General features: G+C 56.1%; 19 protein-coding genes and 1 pseudogene. 2 read left to right on the plus strand and 18 right to left on the minus strand.

Features of this window, described 5'->3' with window-relative positions:
- Positions 1–107 precede the first annotated feature (107 nt).
- Positions 108–1,319, plus strand: coding sequence for an RsmB/NOP family class I SAM-dependent RNA methyltransferase (locus OKC43_RS03990; RefSeq protein ID WP_139398667.1), 1,212 nt, complete (start codon positions 108–110; stop codon positions 1,317–1,319).
- 81 nt (positions 1,320–1,400) lie between these two features.
- Here OKC43_RS03990 and OKC43_RS03995 read toward each other — a convergent pair whose 3' ends face one another.
- From OKC43_RS03995 to OKC43_RS04025, 6 genes and pseudogenes are all read right to left on the minus strand, one after another.
- Positions 1,401–1,784 carry a RidA family protein gene (locus tag OKC43_RS03995; protein WP_270803953.1) on the minus strand — a complete coding sequence of 128 codons (384 nt, stop codon included), beginning with the start codon at positions 1,782–1,784 and terminating at the stop codon, positions 1,401–1,403.
- 69 nt (positions 1,785–1,853) lie between these two features.
- Positions 1,854–4,148 carry a formate C-acetyltransferase gene (gene pflB, locus OKC43_RS04000; RefSeq protein ID WP_270803954.1) on the minus strand — a complete coding sequence of 765 codons (2,295 nt, stop codon included), beginning with the start codon at positions 4,146–4,148 and terminating at the stop codon, positions 1,854–1,856.
- A gap of 44 nt (positions 4,149–4,192) precedes the next feature.
- A complete protein-coding gene (gene tdcD / locus OKC43_RS04005; RefSeq protein ID WP_270803955.1) occupies positions 4,193–5,512 on the minus strand; it encodes a propionate kinase in 1,320 nt (439 codons plus the stop codon).
- 88 nt (positions 5,513–5,600) lie between these two features.
- Positions 5,601–6,932 (minus strand): threonine/serine transporter TdcC, encoded by a 1,332-nt coding sequence (tdcC, locus tag OKC43_RS04010; protein ID WP_019444738.1) that lies wholly within the window; start codon positions 6,930–6,932, stop codon positions 5,601–5,603.
- Between the two features lie 11 nt (positions 6,933–6,943).
- Positions 6,944–7,947, minus strand: a pseudogene (tdcB, locus tag OKC43_RS21730) (bifunctional threonine ammonia-lyase/L-serine ammonia-lyase TdcB).
- 359 nt (positions 7,948–8,306) lie between these two features.
- Entirely contained in the window at positions 8,307–8,651 is a 345-nt protein-coding gene (locus OKC43_RS04025; protein ID WP_005353650.1) for a Grx4 family monothiol glutaredoxin, read from the minus strand.
- Positions 8,652–8,939: 288 nt separating this feature from the next.
- On the opposite strand from OKC43_RS04025, the gene sodB reads away from it, so the two are divergent.
- Positions 8,940–9,524: a superoxide dismutase [Fe] gene (sodB, locus tag OKC43_RS04030; protein ID WP_019444736.1), complete on the plus strand. Its 585-nt coding sequence runs from the start codon at positions 8,940–8,942 to the stop codon at positions 9,522–9,524.
- A gap of 112 nt (positions 9,525–9,636) precedes the next feature.
- Here the strand turns inward: sodB and OKC43_RS04035 are convergent, their stop codons facing one another.
- The 12 genes from OKC43_RS04035 to OKC43_RS04090 form a co-directional block, all read right to left on the minus strand.
- On the minus strand, positions 9,637–10,449 hold the full coding sequence (locus OKC43_RS04035) for an MlaA family lipoprotein (protein ID WP_005334673.1): 813 nt from the start codon (positions 10,447–10,449) through the stop codon (positions 9,637–9,639).
- 85 nt (positions 10,450–10,534) lie between these two features.
- Positions 10,535–11,803, minus strand: coding sequence for a c-type cytochrome biogenesis protein CcmI (gene ccmI, locus OKC43_RS04040; RefSeq protein ID WP_019444735.1), 1,269 nt, complete (start codon positions 11,801–11,803; stop codon positions 10,535–10,537).
- Positions 11,800–12,279, minus strand: a complete 480-nt coding sequence (locus OKC43_RS04045) for a cytochrome c-type biogenesis protein (RefSeq protein WP_040065315.1) — start codon at positions 12,277–12,279, stop codon at positions 11,800–11,802. The genes ccmI and OKC43_RS04045 overlap by 4 nt, the downstream gene beginning before the upstream one ends.
- 11 nt (positions 12,280–12,290) lie before the next feature.
- Positions 12,291–12,821, minus strand: a complete 531-nt coding sequence (locus OKC43_RS04050; protein WP_005362026.1) for a DsbE family thiol:disulfide interchange protein — start codon at positions 12,819–12,821, stop codon at positions 12,291–12,293.
- Positions 12,818–14,773, minus strand: coding sequence for a heme lyase CcmF/NrfE family subunit (locus OKC43_RS04055; protein ID WP_193860087.1), 1,956 nt, complete (start codon positions 14,771–14,773; stop codon positions 12,818–12,820). The genes OKC43_RS04050 and OKC43_RS04055 overlap by 4 nt, the downstream gene beginning before the upstream one ends.
- 82 nt (positions 14,774–14,855) lie before the next feature.
- Positions 14,856–15,347, minus strand: a complete 492-nt coding sequence (gene ccmE, locus OKC43_RS04060) for a cytochrome c maturation protein CcmE (protein ID WP_005334685.1) — start codon at positions 15,345–15,347, stop codon at positions 14,856–14,858.
- Positions 15,344–15,550, minus strand: a complete 207-nt coding sequence (ccmD, locus tag OKC43_RS04065; RefSeq protein WP_005353657.1) for a heme exporter protein CcmD — start codon at positions 15,548–15,550, stop codon at positions 15,344–15,346. The genes ccmE and ccmD overlap by 4 nt, the downstream gene beginning before the upstream one ends.
- A gap of 2 nt (positions 15,551–15,552) precedes the next feature.
- Complete coding sequence (locus OKC43_RS04070) at positions 15,553–16,293, minus strand: heme ABC transporter permease (RefSeq protein ID WP_021229891.1); 741 nt, start codon at positions 16,291–16,293, stop codon at positions 15,553–15,555.
- Between the two features lie 170 nt (positions 16,294–16,463).
- On the minus strand, positions 16,464–17,132 hold the full coding sequence (ccmB, locus tag OKC43_RS04075; RefSeq protein WP_150389464.1) for a heme exporter protein CcmB: 669 nt from the start codon (positions 17,130–17,132) through the stop codon (positions 16,464–16,466).
- Between the two features lie 4 nt (positions 17,133–17,136).
- Positions 17,137–17,781: a cytochrome c biogenesis heme-transporting ATPase CcmA gene (ccmA, locus tag OKC43_RS04080; protein ID WP_270803958.1), complete on the minus strand. Its 645-nt coding sequence runs from the start codon at positions 17,779–17,781 to the stop codon at positions 17,137–17,139.
- Positions 17,782–17,979: 198 nt separating this feature from the next.
- The gene (locus OKC43_RS04085; RefSeq protein WP_005334692.1) at positions 17,980–18,357 is read right to left on the minus strand and encodes a DUF2802 domain-containing protein; all 378 of its coding nucleotides are present in this window, start codon (positions 18,355–18,357) and stop codon (positions 17,980–17,982) included.
- Between the two features lie 28 nt (positions 18,358–18,385).
- Positions 18,386–18,874, minus strand: a complete 489-nt coding sequence (locus OKC43_RS04090) for a chemotaxis protein CheW (RefSeq protein WP_005298836.1) — start codon at positions 18,872–18,874, stop codon at positions 18,386–18,388.
- Positions 18,875–18,910: the final 36 nt, after the last annotated feature.

Genomic DNA, 18,910 nt, shown 5'->3' on the forward strand with positions numbered 1-18,910 from the left:
GTTGCGCCAACCCCGTCTAACCCCTATCATTGCGCGGATTTGTCAATTTTAGAACTGCCCCTCTTCACAAAGGTGCGGTTCATCTTTATCTGGCCAAGGTTAATCTCATGCTCAAATCCCCACTGTTGCCCCGTTTCGGGGATCTGGTCGTTGCCATTGTTGACGATGTGCTCGGTCAGGGTCTTACCCTCGACCGCGCTTATGCCCGTCACTTCTCCGGCATCGAACTCAAACCGCAAGAACAGGCAAGGATTGCCCTGGTCACCGGCGACCTGCTGCGCCGTCTCAGCCTATATTGCTTTCTCACCGGCATTCAGGTGCGTCAGGCCGAGAAGAATGTCTGGCCGCTGTTGCACAGCTGGCACGCCTTCCACAAAATTGCCCAGCCCAACAACCCGACCCTGGATCGCTTCAATGAAGAGGCGTTCCGCCGCCGTCTGACCGAGGCGAAGAAGAACCCGGTATTGATGGATGGTTGCCCGAGCTGGCTGGAGAAACTGGGCAGCGAGCAGCTGGGTGAAGCCTGGCCTGCCGAGCGTGCCGCCCTGGCCTGGATGCCCAAGCGCTACCTGCGGGTCAACACCCTCAAGTGTACCCGTGATGAGCTGCAAGCCATTCTGGCCAAAGAGCATGTCACCACCATTCCGGTTGAAGGTGTGGAGACAGCCCTGCAGGTCACCTCCGACGCAGCCCTGTTCCGCACCAAGGCCTTTGCCGATGGTTGCTTCGAACAGCAGGACGCAGGCTCCCAGCTGGTTGCTGCTGCGCTGGAAGTTACCCCGGGCATGCGCGTTATCGACGCCTGCGCCGGTGCCGGTGGCAAGACCCTCCATATCGCCGCCATGATGCAGGGCAAAGGCCGTCTGCTGGCAATGGATGTGGAAGAGTGGAAACTGGAGAACCTCAAGCAGCGCGCCCGTCGCGCCGGTGCCCACAACGTGGAGACCCGGGTCATCACCAGCAGCAAGACCGTCAAGCGCCTCAAAGAGAGCGCCGACCGTGTACTGCTGGACGTGCCCTGCTCAGGTCTTGGCGTACTCAAGCGCAATCCGGATGCCAAGTGGCGTGATACCGCCGAGCGTCTGCCGGTGCTGGTCGCGCTGCAAGAAGAGATCCTGCAGCGTTACAGCCAGATGGTGAAAGTGGGTGGTCTGCTGGTCTATGCAACCTGCTCCATCCTGCCCGAGGAGAACCGCCAGCAGGTGGACAAGTTCCTCGCCGCCAACGAAAACTTCCGTCTGCGTGACGATCACACCGTGAGCCCGTCCGAGACCGGCTTCGACGGCTTCTACATGGCTCGTATCGAACGGATCGCCTGATCTGCCCGATGACCATATAGACAAAAGCGGCTGCCATTGGCAGCCGCTCTGTTTTGGCTTGCTGACACACTCCCGATGGGGTTACAGCGCAGCAATCGCCTCTATCTCGATCTTCACATCCTTCGGTAACCGAGCAACTTCTACGCAGGAGCGAGCCGGATACATGGCATCGTGCTCGGTGAAGAAGTCGTTGTAGACCCGGTTGACCGTAGCAAAGTCGTTCAGATCCGAGACAAACACCGTGGTCTTGAAGATGTTGCGCACCTCACCGCCTGCCGCCTCGACAATCGCCTGTACGTTTTGCAGGGAGCGCAGGGTCTGCGCTTCGATCCCCTCCGCAACGTCGCCGCTCACCGGGTCCAGCGGGATCTGACCGGAGGTGTAGAGGATGTTGCCAATCCGGGTGGCCTGCACATAGGGGCCGATGGCACCCGGCGCCGCCTTGGTAGTGATAACCTGTCGCATCTGTTACTTCCTCGTGCTGACAAACAAAAAGTAGGCCCGGAGCAAGCCTGCTCACCCCGGGCATGAGAGTTACATCATGTTGGTGAAGGTTCTGGAGATGACGTCCTGCTGCTGCTCGCGGGTCAGGGCGTTGAAGCGCACCGCATAGCCGGAGACCCGGATGGTCAGGCTGGGGTACTTGTCCGGATTGTCGATGGCATCCAGCAGCATCTCGCGGTTCATCACGTTGACGTTGAGGTGCTGACCCCCTTCCACATCCCGCTCGTGATGGAAGTAGCCATCCATCAGCCCCACCAGATTGTTCTCGCGATTGGCCGGTTCCTTGCCGAGCGCCCCTGGCACGATGGAGAAGGTGTAGGAGATCCCGTCCTTGGCGTATTTGAACGGCAGCTTGGCCACCGAGGCCAGCGAAGCGACCGCCCCCTTGCGATCCCGACCGTGCATCGGGTTGGCCCCTGGGGCAAACGGGGCACCGGCGCGGCGGCCATCCGGGGTGTTGCCGGTCTTCTGGCCATACACCACGTTGGAGGTGATGGTCAGGATCGACTGGGTCGGCACCGCATTGCGGTAGGTCGGCAGCGCCTGGATCTTCTTCATGAAGCGCTCGACCAGATCGCAGGCGATGGAGTCGGCCCGCTCGTCGTTGTTGCCGTACTGGGGATACTCCCCCTCAATCACGAAATCGACCGCCAGCCCATCCGCATCGCGCACCGGCTTGACCCGGGCGTACTTGATGGCTGCCAGCGAATCGACCGCTACCGATAGACCGGCGATACCGCAGGCCATGGTGCGATAGACGTCACGGTCGTGCAGTGCCATCAGGGAAGCCTCGTAGCTGTATTTGTCATGCATATAGTGAATAAGGTTGAGCGCGCTGATGTACTGCACCGCCAGCCAATCCATAAAGCTGTCGAGGCTGGCCATGACGGTGTCGTAATCCAGCACCTCGTCCATGATAGGCGCCACTTTCGGGCCGACCTGGATCTTCAGCTTCTCGTCCACCCCGCCGTTGATGCAATAGAGCAGGGTCTTGGCGAGGTTGGCGCGGGCACCGAAGAACTGCATCTGCTTGCCGATCACCATGGGACTCACGCAGCAGGCGATGGCGTAATCATCGCTCTCGAAGTCGGTGCGCATCAGATCATCGTTCTCATACTGCAGGGATGAGGTATCGATGGAGACGCGGGCCGCATAGGTCTTGAAGGCCCGCGGCAGTCCTTCCGCCCAGAGGATGGTGAGGTTGGGCTCGGGCGCCGGCCCCATGGTCTTGAGGGTGTGGAGGTAGCGGAAGGAGTTCTTGGTCACCAGGGTGCGACCATCCAGCCCCATGCCGCCGATCACCTCGGTCGCCCAGATGGGATCGCCGGAGAAGAGGGAATCAAACTCGGGAGTACGCAGGAAACGCACCATGCGGATCTTCATGATGAAGTGATCGACCAGCTCCTGGGCATCCTGCTCGCTGATTAGCCCCGCCTTCAGATCCCGCTCGATATAGATGTCGAGGAAGGTGGCGGTACGACCGAGGGACATGGCCCCGCCATTTTGCGACTTCACCGCCGCCAGATAGGCAAAGTAGAGCCACTGCACTGCCTGCAGGGCAGTGCGTGCCGGCCCGGAGATGTCAAAGCCGTAGCTGGCCGCCATCTGCTTGATCTGCACCAGTGCCCGCTTGTGCTCGGCCAGCTCCTCGCGCTGGCGGATCACCTGCTCCAGCTGCTCTCCCCGTTCAAGCGCCGGTTGCAGATCGGCAAACTGCAGCTCCCGCTCACGGATTAGATAATCTATGCCATAGAGCGCGACCCGACGATAATCTCCGATAATGCGACCACGGCCGTAACCATCCGGCAAACCGGTCAAAATTCCCGATTTTCGGCAGCGCAACATCTCGGGAGAGTAGACGTCGAACACCCCCTGATTATGGGTTTTGCGCAATTCGCTGAAGGTATATTCAAATTCGGGATCCATCTCCCGGCCATACGCTTCAAAAGAACTGCGGATCATATTTACGCCGCCAAACGGATGCAGTGCTCTTTTAAGGGGCTTGTCGGTTTGCAGGCCAACGATTTTTTCCAGCCCCTGCTCGATATAGCCCGGCCCGTGGGCAGTAATGGTCGTGGCAATATTGGTATCAAAATCGACTGGCGCGTGGGTGGCATTCTCGATGCGGATCCCCTCCATCACCTTGTTCCACAAGGTGGTGGTCGCTTCGGTCGCATCTGCTAAAAACTGTTCGTCACCTTCATAGGGGGTGTAGTTCTGCTGGATAAAATCACGGACGTTGATCTCGTGCTTCCAGTTTTCACCGGCAAACCCTTGCCATGCCTGACGGAATTTATCCTGATCCAATTGCATATCAACTTTCATCAAATAAACCTCATTCACTACTCATGACACTACAGTGGAAGATGTCAGACGCACTCGGCCTGACGAACCTGCTGCCCCAGACGAATGGCATCCAGCGCGATCATTTTCTCTTCATTGGTGGGAATAACTGCCGCCATCACCATGGACTCTGCCGCCGAAATTACCCGGCAGCCCTCGCTATTGGGACGCTGGTTAAACGGCTCGCTGATCGCTACGCCAAATACCTGAAGCCGTTCGCATACCAGCTTTCTGATAAAGGCCGAGTTCTCGCCGATCCCGCCGGTGAAAATAACGGCATCCAGCCGGCGCAATGAGGTGGCATGGCCGCCGATATGGCGGGCAATTCGATGGACAAAAGCGTGAATGGCCAATTTTGCCCCGGAATGTCCTTCATGATAGGCAGCTTCCAATACCCGCATATCGGAGGAGAGCCCCGAAATACCCAGCAGGCCGGACTGCTTGTTCAATACCCGCTCGATATCCTCGATGGATTGCCCCGTCTTGCTGGCGATATAGGCCAGCGCGCCAAAATCGATATCGCCGCTGCGGCTGCCCATGATCAGCCCCTCCAGCGGCGTCATCCCCATTGAGGTATCGACGCTCTTGCCATCCTGCACCGCGCAAATAGAGGCGCCATTGCCCAGATGAGCGATGACCAGACCGGCATGTTGCTCATCCAGCCCCATAAATACGCAAGCCTGCTCGGCAACATAGCGATGGGAGGTGCCATGGAAACCATAGCGACGTACGCCGTAATCCTGCAAATATTGGTAAGGCAGCCCATAGATATAGGCTTCCGGCTTCAGGGTCTGGTGAAAACCGGTATCAAATACCGCAATTTGGGGTTGTGTGGGAAATAGCTGACGAGCCGCCATCACACCACTCAAATTGGCGTGATTGTGCAGGGGAGCCAAAGGTGACACCTGCTTGATTTTGGCCAATACATGTTCATCAATGATCACGGCTTCACTAAATTCACTACCACCATGAGCAATTCGATGACCAACCAGTGCAATGGCATCCAGCAGATCCCGTTTTTTCAATTCAGCCGCAATGGCAGCCAATGCACAGGTGTGGTTATTTTCAGGTAATGACATAGCGGGCTCTTTACCCACTTGCAATTGGGGATGGGCTGTATCAATACCATCAGCCATACCGGATATCACCACCTCACAGGATTGACTCTCCAGTACCGAGAATTTGACCGACGAAGAGCCGCAATTGATAACCAGAACCAACGAATCAAACTTCATTACATCGCCTCGATATTTATGATGTCGAGTCACTGCAATCAGGGCATTTCGCCATAAACAGAAAGTCAAAAAACGGCAAGCCTTACCCAGGGCCCACATAATTGTGGCCAACGAAGAACCGGTTATTGCTCATGTCTGACTGCACCATCCAGACCCCGCCAGGGGAGCCTGAATGGTTGATGACTTGCAGAAAAGGTTTTTAGAACAGCTTGGAAACTATATTCAGGATGGTCAGCACACCGATGATGGTGACAAACAGGTTGCTGGCCTGACCTTTATATTTTGCAAGTGCCGGTGTCTTGCTCACCGCATACATCGGCAGCAGACAGAGCAGGGAAGCGATGATTGGCGCCCCCATTGCCTCAATCAGGTCGAGGATGTTGGGGTTCACATAAGCGACCAGCCAGGTCGAACCCATGATGAACAACATACTGACCATATTGAGTTTTTTACTGGAAACCTTGCTCTTGTCGCCCTGGTAGCCAAAGCGGAGGATAAGGCCATTCAACCCTTCCAACGTCCCCAGATAGTGACCGAAGAAGGATTTGAAGATAGCAACCAGTGCGATAATGGACGCCGCATACTCCAGGGTGGTGGCAAACGCAGACTTGCTGCCCGTCATTGAGGAGAAGTGGTTAGCCAGATAGGAGAGCACCGGAATATTCTGGGCTTTGGCTTCCGCCATATTTTGCGGTGACAGGGTAAAGAGGCAGCTGAAGGCAAAGAACATCACCACGGCCACCATCAGCATGCTGGCACCGGAGATAATCTTCGAGCAGCGCTTTTCGGTAAAATCACGACCGAACTCCTGCTCATACTCTTCCCGTTTGGAGACAATGAAAGAAGAGACTATCGGCGAGAAGTTGAAGGAGAAGACCATGATGGAGATCCCCAGCCAGACGGTAACCAGAATACCATCGTGACCAAACATCGATATCTCGCTCAGATTGACCTGATCAAAGACGGCACTGTTCCAGTACGGGACGAGGGAGAGAGAGATAACGATCAGACTGGCAATAAAGGGAAAGACCAGATAGCTCATCACCTTGACCATCAGATCTTTACCGAAGTAGATCACGAATGCCATCAACATCAACAATGCCAGTGCAACCACACCTCGATTAAGCGGAACCAACTGTAGTTGATGCTCCCAAAATGCCATAAAGGTATTGGTGATCGTCACACCATATATCCACAGCAGTGGGCAGATGGCAAAGAAATAGAGGAAGGTAATTACCACTCCACCCATCTTGCCAAAATGTTCTTCAACGGTCTCGGTAATATTTGCCGATGGATTACTGCCAGAAAGACATAATCTGGCCAACGCCCTGTGGCAATAAAATGCAATGGGGTAAGCCAGCACCAGCATGATTAATATTGGGATCAGGCCACCATATCCGGCCCGGATTGGAAAGAACAAGACCCCCGCCCCGATAGCAGTACCGAACAGACCTAATCCCCATGTGGTATCCGATTTACGCCATGCACGCGTATTCTCTTTACTGCCGGTGACAACACTGTCTAATATCATGACTGCATTCCTTACAGGCTAAATTGACGAATATTGTTCTGTTCGATAATTTCGGCGATCCGGGTCAGATCAATATTGCCACCCGAAATAATGCTGACGGTCTTTTTACCTTCGACATAATGTTTCAGCTTGCCACTGAGCAGCGCTGCCGAGGCCAGAGCTCCCGCCCCTTCGGTAATCACCTTGTTGCGCTGAATAAGGTCAACCATGCTATGACGAATATCATCCTCGGTGACCAGTACAATATCATCCACCAATTGTTTGACGATTTCTAAGGTCAGTGAACCAGGTCTTGCCACATCACAGCCATCGGCAAGCGTGCTGCTGGTTCTATGATTGGTCATGGTACCGGCATAGAAAGAGGCCGCCATACCGTGCACATTCTCGGATTGCACACCAATCACCTTGATGGTCGGATTAATAGATTTGATAGCCATGGCAACACCGGCAATCAAACCACCGCCACCGATCGGTACTATGATGTTATCGACATCATACAAATCTTCGATAATTTCCAGGCCAATGGTGCCCTGGCCGGCAATCACTTTTGCATCGTCGAAGGGGGGATAAATACGCGGCCTTCCATCTCCACGATTTCGCTGACTTTGGCAATGGTGTCATTGAAGCTATTTCCATGGAGGATCACTTTGGCTGAATAGTCACTGGTTGCAGCAATTTTTGATTTGGGGGCGCAGCAAGGCATGACCACCTTGGCATCAATTCCCAGCATAGCACTGGAGAGTGATACACCTTGGGCATGATTACCCGCCGAGCAGGCGACAACACCTTTTTGTCGGTCTTCCAGACTTAATGAACTGAGCTTGTTGAAGGCGCCACGAATTTTAAAAGATCCTGTACGTTGCATGTTTTCAAGTTTGAGGTAAACCTCGCCATGACAACGTTCGCTGATGTAGTTAGAGGGTAGTTGCGCGGTCTTGTATATATGATTGGTCAGTCTTTTTTTGGCTTCAGTAATATCATGAAGACCAATGGGCAGATTGCTATACATCTTCATCGCAAATCTCTTTTTATTTATTAATTTGTAGGGTTTTATTTCACAGGGCGAAGCGATACTAGGTTCTATCACTTGCAATTAATGTGAGCATAAACACAAAAAAATCTACAAAGAGACTGCGTTACGGTGAAATTATCAAAAAATGTGATGACAGCAACACTTGAATCTCAACGGATTAAAAAAAGTAATCACATATTGGCGAAGAATATAATTAACAACTCCAAAACAAAGCCGTAAAGATTAGATTTTTCAGGGCAATTGCGTTGCTTTTTGCAACCGGCAATCAGTTGCTTGCCTGCCAGAACCGGGACAATAAAAAAGGGAGCCTATAAGGCTCCCTCTCGACAACACAGAACCGATTACTCGGCTGCAGCATCATCTTTCTTGTACTTGGCAGCAGTCTCTTTGATCAGAGCCTGCAACTCGCCAGCCTGGAACATCTCGATCATGATGTCACAGCCACCGATCAGCTCACCCTCAACCCACAGTTGGGGGAAGGTCGGCCAGTTGGCGAATTTTGGCAATTCGGCGCGGATATCCGGATTTTGCAGGATATCAACGTAGGCAAACGGCTCGCCGCAGGACATCAGAGCCTGGGAGGCCTGGGCAGAGAAGCCACAGCTGGGTAGCTTGGGGGAGCCCTTCATGTAGATGATGATGGGGTTGTCAGCCAGCTGCTGCTTAATCTTTTCAATAGTTTCCATAGGTGCCTCACTAGAGCGATTTCGGCGGCCATTCTACTGCAATCTTGCCCGAGCACAAACTGACAAAGGGGTGGCCCGGCTCGAATTGTGCAAAGAACCCACACAGGATTGATCGTGATCATGGCGCCAATCAAGAGTTGTTAGGCCATCTTTGATACTGCTACAATCCCTTGGCTTTGGGCTACCCAGCCCCATCATTTTAAAAACAACTCTTTTCACATATAGAAAAGAGTACGCAATGTCTTGCAACCGTCGCCTTCGCACGGTCCAGCCAATGGAGAGTAGAAAATGGCATTCGAACTTCCCGCTCTGCCCTATGCAATCAACGCTCTGGAACCGCACATCTCCCAGGAAACTCTGGAATATCACCACGGCAAGCACCACAACACCTACGTGGTCAACCTGAACAATCTGGTGCCGGGTACAGAGTTTGAAGGCAAGTCTCTGGAAGAGATCATCAAGACCTCCAACGGCGGCATCTTCAACAACGCCGCCCAGATCTGGAACCACACCTTCTACTGGCACTGCCTCTCCCCGAATGGCGGTGGCGAGCCGACTGGCGCCCTGGCTGAGGCCATCAACAAGGCATTCGGCTCCTTCGCCGAGTTCAAAGATGCCTTCACCAAATCTGCCATCGGCAACTTCGGTTCCAGCTGGACTTGGCTGGTGAAGAAAGCTGACGGCTCTCTGGCTATCGTCAACACCTCCAACGCTGGCTGCCCGCTGACTGAAGCCGGTACCACCCCGCTGCTGACCGTTGACCTGTGGGAGCACGCCTACTACATCGACTTCCGCAACCTGCGTCCGAAGTACATGGAAACCTTCTGGGCTCTGGTTAACTGGGAATTCGTGGCCAAGAATCTGGCTGCCTAATCAGCCTCGCTTGCCAAAACGCCCCGCACTGCGGGGCGTTTTTTTATCTCGATATGGCTGCGAAAGTGAATAAGGCGCCCGCAGGCGCCTTTTACATATCGAGATGACCCGCTTACTGGTCCAGCTCGTCCATGTATTCATCCAGATTGGCATCGTCAGCCTGCTCTTGCTGAGACGCTTTCAGCTCGGTCTGCTTGCCCGTCACCTTGCCCTGGTTATATTGCAGGTAGAAGTCCTTGGTCAGCGCATAGGGGTCGAGGGAGTTGTCGATGATCCGCTCCTGATCGATCAGCTTGGCACGTGTGCCCAAGCCATCCAGCGCCCAGTGTGCGACCTTCATCGGGAAGGTCAACAGGGCATAGGGGAAGTAGAAGCTGTCAATCGCATCACCAACCAGCTCCCGGGTGGTGGTCGGGCCGTAGACAGGCACCATGATGTAAGCACCATTACCGATATCGGCCCTGCCCAGCACTGTGTCCATCTCCAGCTTGTTGCGCTCGAGGCCGGCATGTTTGGCCACATCGAAGATACCCAGCAGACCGACCGTGGTGTTGAGGGTAAAGCGCCCCAGGTTGGTGCCTGCCCCTTTCAAATCACCGGTGATCAGATGGTTCACCATGCTGCTTGGCTCATCAAAGTTGGCAACAAAGTTGGCAATGCCATCCTTCACCCCTACCGGAATGTAGCGGGCATAGGCATGTACCACAGGACGTGCCACATAGGGCTCCAGCACATCATAGTTGACCGCCCACATGGCCCGGTTGGCCCCCTGGAAGGGATCGCGCGGATCGGCCGCCGTACTGGTGGCACCCGGATTATTCATGCCGGGATTGAGATCCAGACTCTCTGGGCCAGGCTTGGGTGGGCCACCGGCACAGCCAGCCAGCAAGAGGGCTGCCAGTATGGCCCCTGAACGAAGATACATATGATTGTCCTGACGTTTTATTTTGATTTATCAGAAGTATAGATAACCCGGCTCCTATCCAGGGGCCGGGTTATCCAAAGGCATATTAGAGGGCGTGATCTATGCGGATGTCAATCGGAGCAGCAGGGATCTCGGCCGTCTTGACCGGCACGGATACCCCTTCGAAGGCTCCTTCCTTGTTCATCACATTGCCACCGCGCGAGAGACGTGCCTTGAACTGCAGCTCCGGATAGGCCGCCAGTTTGCTACCTTCCATCATGGCATCGCCATCCCCGAGTGAAAGGGTAACAGGCAGGGTTGGCCCTGCAATACGCTTCACGGCGATGGGCATGGGCGGCCCGTTGGGCACCACGGCAAAGACGAAGAGATGGGCATCTTCCGGCATCTGAATGCCCGCCGCCAACGTGACGTGGATGGGGAATTCCCCCTCCTTCACCGCCAGCGGTTGTCCCTCAACTGCGCCCGCTTTGGCTGCGCCTGAATTCGTCACCTCGATGCCGCGCTGCTTGAGCTGCGCGCGGGCGTACTCCATGGAGCGCTCGACCATCACGTAACGGGGGGTACCTTTCTCCATCAGTGGCAACATCGCCTGCCAGCGAGCCAGCGCGGTCTGGAAGTCCTCTTTTTGCAGCGCCATAAAGGCATAGACGGAACGCGCTTCAATATTGTCCGGATCCTGCGCGATAGCAGCCTGCAACAGGGCATCCGCTTGCGCCTCATCCCCCGTCATCATCAGCGCCTGCGCATAGGGCACCGCCACCAGCGATTTCTGGGGGGCAAGCGTGTAGGCCCGCTCCAGCGCCTCGCTGGCCATCTCGGGATCATTGCCATCCAGCGCCAAGCGTCCCAGCAGCAGCCAGCCGCGGTAGTCGTTCGGTTCATCCTTGAGGCGGGTACGCAGTGCCAGCGTGAAATCCAGCAGATCCTGCTCGGTCACCTGGGCATCGCGTTCCACCAGAATGCGGTTGCTCAGCTCGCCAAGACGGCTGCTGGCATCTTGCCAGCGACTCACCTCTTGCCAGGAGCCCAACTTGTAGTAGAGCCCCAGACTCACCACCAATAGCACCAGCACACCCGGGATCCAGATCAAACTCTTGCCACTGCGGGCAGTCTGCTCCACATCAGGGATATCATCCAAGAGACTTCGTTGCAGCTCGACCAGCGAGTCGGACTCCTCAGCCAGGACACCCTGCTCGCGCTCTTCGCCAATCTCCAGCAGCCGCTGGCGATAGAGCTGTTTGTTGAGCGCCGAGCGACTGATGCTCTGTTTGCCTTCACCACGCCACAGCGGCACGACGAGCGCCAGACTCACCAGCACCAGCAAGCCCGCAATCACTATCCAAAAAGCGGTCATTGTTTCTCTTCCTCTTTGAGCAGCTCGGCCAGTCGGCGCTGCTCCTCCTCGCTCAGGGCGTTATCCAGTTGTATTTTCACCGCAGGGGGCCGGCGGCTGCGCATCACGACCACGGCGCCACCGATCAGGATCACCAGCAGCGGGCCGAGCCAGAGGATCAGGGTGGAGGCCATCAGGGGCGGGTTATAGAGGATAAAGTTGCCGTAGCGGGCCACCATGTAATCCACGATCTCCTCTTTATCCTTGCCCTCGCGCACCATCTGGTAGGTCTTGTCGCGCAAGTCCTTGGCCAGCCCCGCATTGGAGTCGGCGATATCCTGGTTCTGACACTTGGGGCAACGCAGCTCCTTGGTCAGTTCGCGAAAGACCTGCTCCTGATTGTCGTTGTCGAAGGTGTAGACATCGATAGCGGCCATGGCCGGCGCTTGCACCACCCATCCCAGCAACAGCAGCAGGGAAGCAATAAATACTCTCATCAAGACTCCCCTCACTTCATGGCATCAAAGATGGGTTTGAGGGTCGACGCCCAGTTCTCGGGGTTGATATCCCCCACGTGGCGATACCGGATGATCCCCTTGCTGTCGATAAAGAAGGTCTCCGGCGCGCCGTATACCCCGAGATCCAGCCCCAGCATGCCGTCCGGATCATAGAGGTTGACCTGATAGGGGTTGCCCAGCTCAGCCAACCATTTGATCGCCTTGTCGCGCTCATCCTTGTAGTTCATGCCGATGATGGGAATGCCCTGCCCTGCCAGCTGTTTGAGGTAGGTGTGCTCGCCGTAGCAGGTGGGGCACCAGGTGGCCCAAACGTTGAGCAACATGGGGCGACCGGTCAGGATACTGCGATCGTGCTGTTTGTTCAGATCGTAAATGTCCTGCAGGGTGAACACCGGCACCTCTTTGCCCACCATCACAGACTCAAGCTTGGTGGGATCGGAGCCAAGTCCCTTAAGAAGAAAACCAAGCATTAATAAAAACAAAATAAAGGGGATTAAAAACAACCAGGTCTTTTTGTTCATGCCTTGGCCTCCTCCTCACGACGGCCGAAACGGTAACGCTTGTCCAGCATCGCCAGCACGCCACCAATGGCCATAAAGACGCCGCCGAACCAGATCCAGCGCACGAACGGCTTGTAGTAGATCCGCACCGCCCAGGCACCGTTGTCGAGCTGTTCCCCCAGCGCCGCATAGAGATCGCGGGTGATACCGGCATCGATGGCCGCCTCGGTCATCGGCATCCGGCTCACCTTGTACATCCGCTTCTCGGGCTTGAGCAGGGCGACCTGCTTGCCATTGCGGTGCACTTCCAGCACGCCCTTGAAGCCATCGTAATTGGGACCGTTCTTCTCCTTGATCCCGGCAAAGACGAACTCGTAATCGGCAAAGTGCACCCGATCACCCGCCTGCATCCGCAGATCCTTCTCGATGCTGTAATTCTGGGTGCAGGCGATACCTATGATGCTGACTGCCAGCCCCACATGGCCGAGGATCATGGCCCAGTGGCTGTTGCCAAGCTTGCGCACACCGACTGCAAAGCTGTGCTTGTGGGTAGCCCGCGCCCAGGTCTCCTGCACGCTGGTGACGATGATCCAGGCCCCCAGACCAATCCCTACCGCCGCCCACGGCTTGAAGGTTTCGGCAAAGAGCAGCGGCAACAGCAAGGCTGCGGCCAGACTCAGCACCAGTGCCACAACCACCTTGCTTTTGAGTTCCCCCAGCTCCTGACGACGCCAGCGAAACAGCGGGCCAATCCCCAGCAGCAGGGCAAACGGGATGATCAGCCAGCTGTAGATGTGGTTGAAGAAGGGAGTACCGATAGAGATGCTCCCCAGCCCCAGCTCCTTGTGCACCAGCGGCAGCAAGGTACCGAGCAGCACGGTCAGCAGACCCGCCACCAGCATGATGTTGTTGCAAAGCAGCAGGGTCTCGCGGCTCCACAACTCGTGTTTGCCGTGGCTCTTCACCTGCGAGCCTTTGAAGGCAAACAGCAGCAAGGATGAGCCGATCACCGCCAGCAGGAAGCCGAGAATAAACAGACCGCGGGTCGGATCGGAGGCAAACGCATGGACCGACACCAACACGCCGGAGCGCACCAGGAAGGTACCCAGCAGGCTCAACGAGAAGGCGGAGAGGGCCAGCAGCACGGTCCACGCCTTGAAAGTGGCGCGCTTCTCGCTCACCGCCAGCGAGTGCAGCAGAGCGGTACCCGCCAGCCAGGGCATAAACGAGGCGTTTTCTACCGGATCCCAGAACCACCAGCCGCCCCAACCGAGTTCGTAATAGGCCCACCAGGAGCCGAGCACTATGCCGAGGGTCAGGAATACCCAGGCAGCCATGGTCCAGGGACGAGACCAGCGGGCCCAGGTCGCATCGAGACGACCGGTCATCAGCGAAGCAATGGCAAAGGCAAACGCTACCGAGAAGCCCACATAACCCATGTAGAGCATCGGCGGATGGAAGATAAGACCCGGATCCTGCAGCAGCGGATTGAGGTCACGACCATCTACCGGGAAATAGGGCAAGGTGCGGGTGAAGGGATCGGAGGTGAACAACACGAAGGCAGTGAAGCCGACCGAGATCAGCCCCAACACGCCGAGTACCCGCGCGACAGCATCGAGCGGCAGACGGCGGCTGAACATGGCTACCGCCGCGGTCCAGCCACCCAGGGTCAGTACCCACAGCAGCAGGGAGCCTTCGTGGGCGCCCCATACGGCGGAAATGCGATATGCTAGCGGCAGCAGGCTGTTGGAGTTAGTGGCCACATACTGCACGGTGAAGTCGTTATCGATAAAGGCCCAGGTCAGGCAGAGAAACGACAGCAGCAGCAGCAAGAACTGGGCATAGGCGAGCGGACGGGCCGCCGACATCATGCCAAGACGCCCCCAACTGGCGCCCAGCAGCGGGTAGCTACCCAGCAGCAGGGCGGTGGCAAAGGCCAGGATCAGCGCAAACTGACCTAATTCCGGGATCATGAAGGCATTCCTTTCAATTGAACGGTGACAACAGCCGCACCACGCACGGCAGGCAAAGCGGAAAAGGCAAACACCACAGGGATCACTGCTTGGCTCCCTTCAACTGCGCCTCGGTATACTCCGGCTTGAAGTGCATGCCGTTGGTGGCATCGGCCACTTCCGGCGGCATGTAGTTCTCATCGTGCTTGGCCAGCACCTCGAACGCCTCTACGGTCGTGGCATCCTTGAGGGTGCCCTGGGCAACAATCCCCTGCCCTTCACGGAACAGATCCGGCAGGATGCCGTCAAACTCGACCTTCACCAGATGACCGCCATTATCCACCAGCTTGAAGGCAACCTTGAGGCTCTGGGGATCCCGCTGTACCGATCCCGGCACGACCAATCCACCGATGCGCAGGCGCTGCCCCTCTTCCGGCTTGATCTTGTCCGGCCCCTTCCCCTCCACCAGCTCGCTCGGGGTGTAGAAGAGGTCGATATTCTGACTGAGTGCGTAGAGCACCAGCCCGCTGACGGTCGCCAGACCCAGGGTAATGGCCAGAATGATAGTGAGGCGTTTTTTGCGTCTCGGGTTCATAGGGTGTTCTCCATCTGCTGGGCCGCCTTGCGACGGGCCTCACGTGCCTGTTTGCTGCGCAACTCGGCGAGCAGGCTGCGGGTTTTCATGCGGGTAGAAATGATGATGCCGACCAGACACACCAGCGTCAGGCCAAATGAGAGCCAGACATAGAAGGCGTAACCGCCCATCGCCATAAAATCACTGAAAGAGGCAAAGTGCATGCTTACTTCTCCTGCTCTGCAATCTCTTTGACCCAGGGGCGATGCCACTCCCGCATCAGGAGTTCATTACGAAAACGCATCAGGGTCAGGGCCCCGAGAAACGCGGCAAACGCCAGGATCATGATCAACAGCGGCCAGAGCATCTCGGGTGAAATGGAGGGTTTGTCAAATTTGGTGATGGTAGCCCCCTGATGCAAGGTGTTCCACCACTCCACCGAGTAGTGAATGATGGGCAGGTTGATCACCCCAACCAGTGCCAGAATGCCGGCCGCACGGCCAGCGACCACCTTGTCGCTGAAGGCGTTGTAGAGAGCAATCACGCCGAGGTAGAGAAACAGCAGGATCAGTTCAGAGGTGAGCCGCGCATCCCACACCCACCAGGTTCCCCACATCGGCTTGCCCCAGGCGGCACCGGTAAAGAGGGCAATAAAGGTAAATACGGCGCCGACCGGCGCAATGGCTGCAACCGTCATGTCCGCCATCCGCAATTGCCACACCAGGCCGATAAAGGCGGCCACCGCCATGGTGGAGTAGGCTCCCATGGAGAGAATGGCGGAAGGCACGTGGATATAGATGATCCGGAACGAATCTCCCTGCTGGTAATCCGCTGGCGCAAACGCGAGGCCCCAGACAGTACCGATCACAAACGAGAGCAGACTAATCACCACAAACCAGGGCAACAGCGTGCCTGCCAGCTGATAGGCACGCTCCGGTTTGGCATAAGGGTGCAACCATTTCCACATAGCTCACAAAACCTTTTTGTTATTAATCGTTTGGCGAGGCCTACCATACCGACCGCAGGGCAGCATCAAATACCCCGAAAGCAATAAGCGGCACTCTCCTTGATCCATCGCAACATTATTTTTTGTAAAAAGACTCCGTTCGGAGCCAAATCCGGTTCAGCTCACGGCCATCAGTTGAGGCTGACCCGCAACGCCGCCGACACAGCCAGCGGCGTCAGTGTCAAAGCCCCCACCAGCATGGCGGCCAGAATGGCAAGCTGCCCGCCATAGGGCAAGCTCATCCCCGCGGCATCGATGGCTGAGGTGGCAAAAATCAGTACCGGAATATAGAGCGGCAGGATCAGCAGACTGAGCAGCACCCCGCCTTTGCGCAGTCCCACCGTCAACGCGACCCCGACCGCGCCGAGCAGACTCAATACCGGAGTGCCAAGTGCCAGCGTCGAGACGACAGCCAGATAGGTGTTCATATCCAGCGACAGCAAAATCGCCAGCAAGGGAGAGATCAGCAGCAGCGGCAAGCCGGTCAGCAGCCAGTGAGCGACCACTTTCGCCAGCGCCAGCAAGCCCAGCGGGTGCGGCATCAGCATCATCTGCTCCAGCGCGCCATCGGCAAAGTCGTCGCGAAACAGTCGCTCCAGCGACAGCATGGCCGCCAATAGCGCCGCCACCCAGATGATCCCCGGGGCAATACGTGACAGCAGTTTGGGCTCAGGGCCAATGCCTAACGGAAACAGGGTGATGACGATGAGGAAAAACCAGAGCGGGTTGAGAATATCGGAACGCTGGCGCAGAGCCATCAGCAGTTCACGGTGAATAAGGTGCATAACAGCGCGCAACATGGCGTTACTCCTGCAATGTCGAGGCGAAGGGGATCAACGAGATAGTCTTCAGCCGTCCCTGCATCAGGGTCAGATCCTGATGGGTGGTGAGGATCACCATGCCGCCCCGCTCAGCGTGGGCCAGAAAAAGCTGCTCGAGCACCTTGACCCCCTGCTTGTCGATGGCGGTAAAGGGCTCATCGAGGATCCAGAGTGCCGGTTTCTGTGACAGCCAGAGTCTGGCCAGAGCCACCCGGCGTTGCTGGCCTGCAGAGAGTTGCCCGGTCGGGTTCTCTTCAAATCCGGCCAGCCCTACCCGGGCCAATATCTGCCACAAGTCAGTCTCTGTTTGCTGCGGGTAATGCAACTGCTGGTAGAACTTCAGGTTTTCAAAAGGGGTCAGCGCCGCTTTGACACCGGGCTGATGGCCGAGATAGAGCAGATTGGCATGATACTCATCACGACAGTGACGAATATTCTCCCCATTCCAGCACACCTCACCGGCAAACGGCTGCGACAGCCCGGTCAACAATCGCAACAGGCTGGTCTTGCCGACCCCGTTGGGCCCTTCAATTTGCACCAGATCGCCGGGCGCAACAGAGAAAGAGAGGTGTTCAAACAGAGTGCGATCTTCGCGCACGCAGCTCAGATTGTTAACTTGAAGCAGCATGGGGATTATTTCAGAGAAAATGAAGCGGTCTGCATCTTAACACAGTATTCGAATACGTCTTTTCAAAGATGCAACAATTGAACTGACTGGCGACCGGGATCACAAAGAAAATACGGTAGAAACTACTCGCTCAACGCTGCTGGGGGAAAAGCGGCTGCACGCCATAAAATTCAGGAAGGCAATTGCCTTCCTGAATCATCAAGAGCGACCTTTTCGCAACGATATCAAGAGCTCAGCCTCTGCCTTTGGCAACTCGCACTCACTCATGACTTCATCAAGATCGGCGCCCAGTTCGACCATCTTTGCCGCTCGGCTGTAGAGCCTGCGTTCGGGATCCTGCATGGTCAGCTCTTGCTGGCGCTCATTGACCTGCTGCATCGCCCCTTCCACCGACTGCAGACGCTGCCCCATGCCAATAGCGCCGGTATGGAGTTCCATCATCTGCTTGCGCAAGCTTTCCAACTGACCTTGCAGGGTTGCCACACTGGCCTCGGACTCCTGCTTGCTGCGCTTGCTCTTGAACCAAATATAAGAGGCAAACGCCAAGGCAATCAGGGACATCCCCAAGGCAACCATCTCGATTATCAAAACATCACCTTATTTATCAGAGGGAACCGATATCTTCCCACTCTTCATCGGAGAGCAGCTTGTTCAAGTCAACCAGGATCAGCAGTTGCCCATCGCGGTTGCTCACCCCCTGAATAAACTTGGCGCTCTCTTCAGTACCGACCGCAGGTGCCGCATCGATTTCGGAAGAACGCAGATAAACCACCTCAGCCACGCTGTCGACCATGATGCCGATCACCTGCTTCTCGGCCTCGATGATCACAATCCGGGAGTTTTCACTCACATCACCGGAAGGCAGACCGAAGCGGGAACGGGTATCGATGACAGTCACCACATTGCCACGCAGGTTGATGATCCCCAGTACGTACTCAGGCGCACCCGGCACCGGTGCAATTTCGGTGTAGCGCAACACCTCCTGAACCTGCATCACATTGATGCCATAGGTTTCGTTCTCCAGTTGGAAGGTTACCCATTGCAGCACTTCATCTTCGGCCAGATTCTGTGCAATATTGCGCTTTTCTGTCATGTTTTTATTCCTTTTATGAAAACGTCTACTGCTAAA

The sequence above is a fragment of the Aeromonas sp. Y289-2 genome, from assembly GCF_027705925.1.
GTDB lineage: Bacteria > Pseudomonadota > Gammaproteobacteria > Enterobacterales > Aeromonadaceae > Aeromonas > Aeromonas veronii.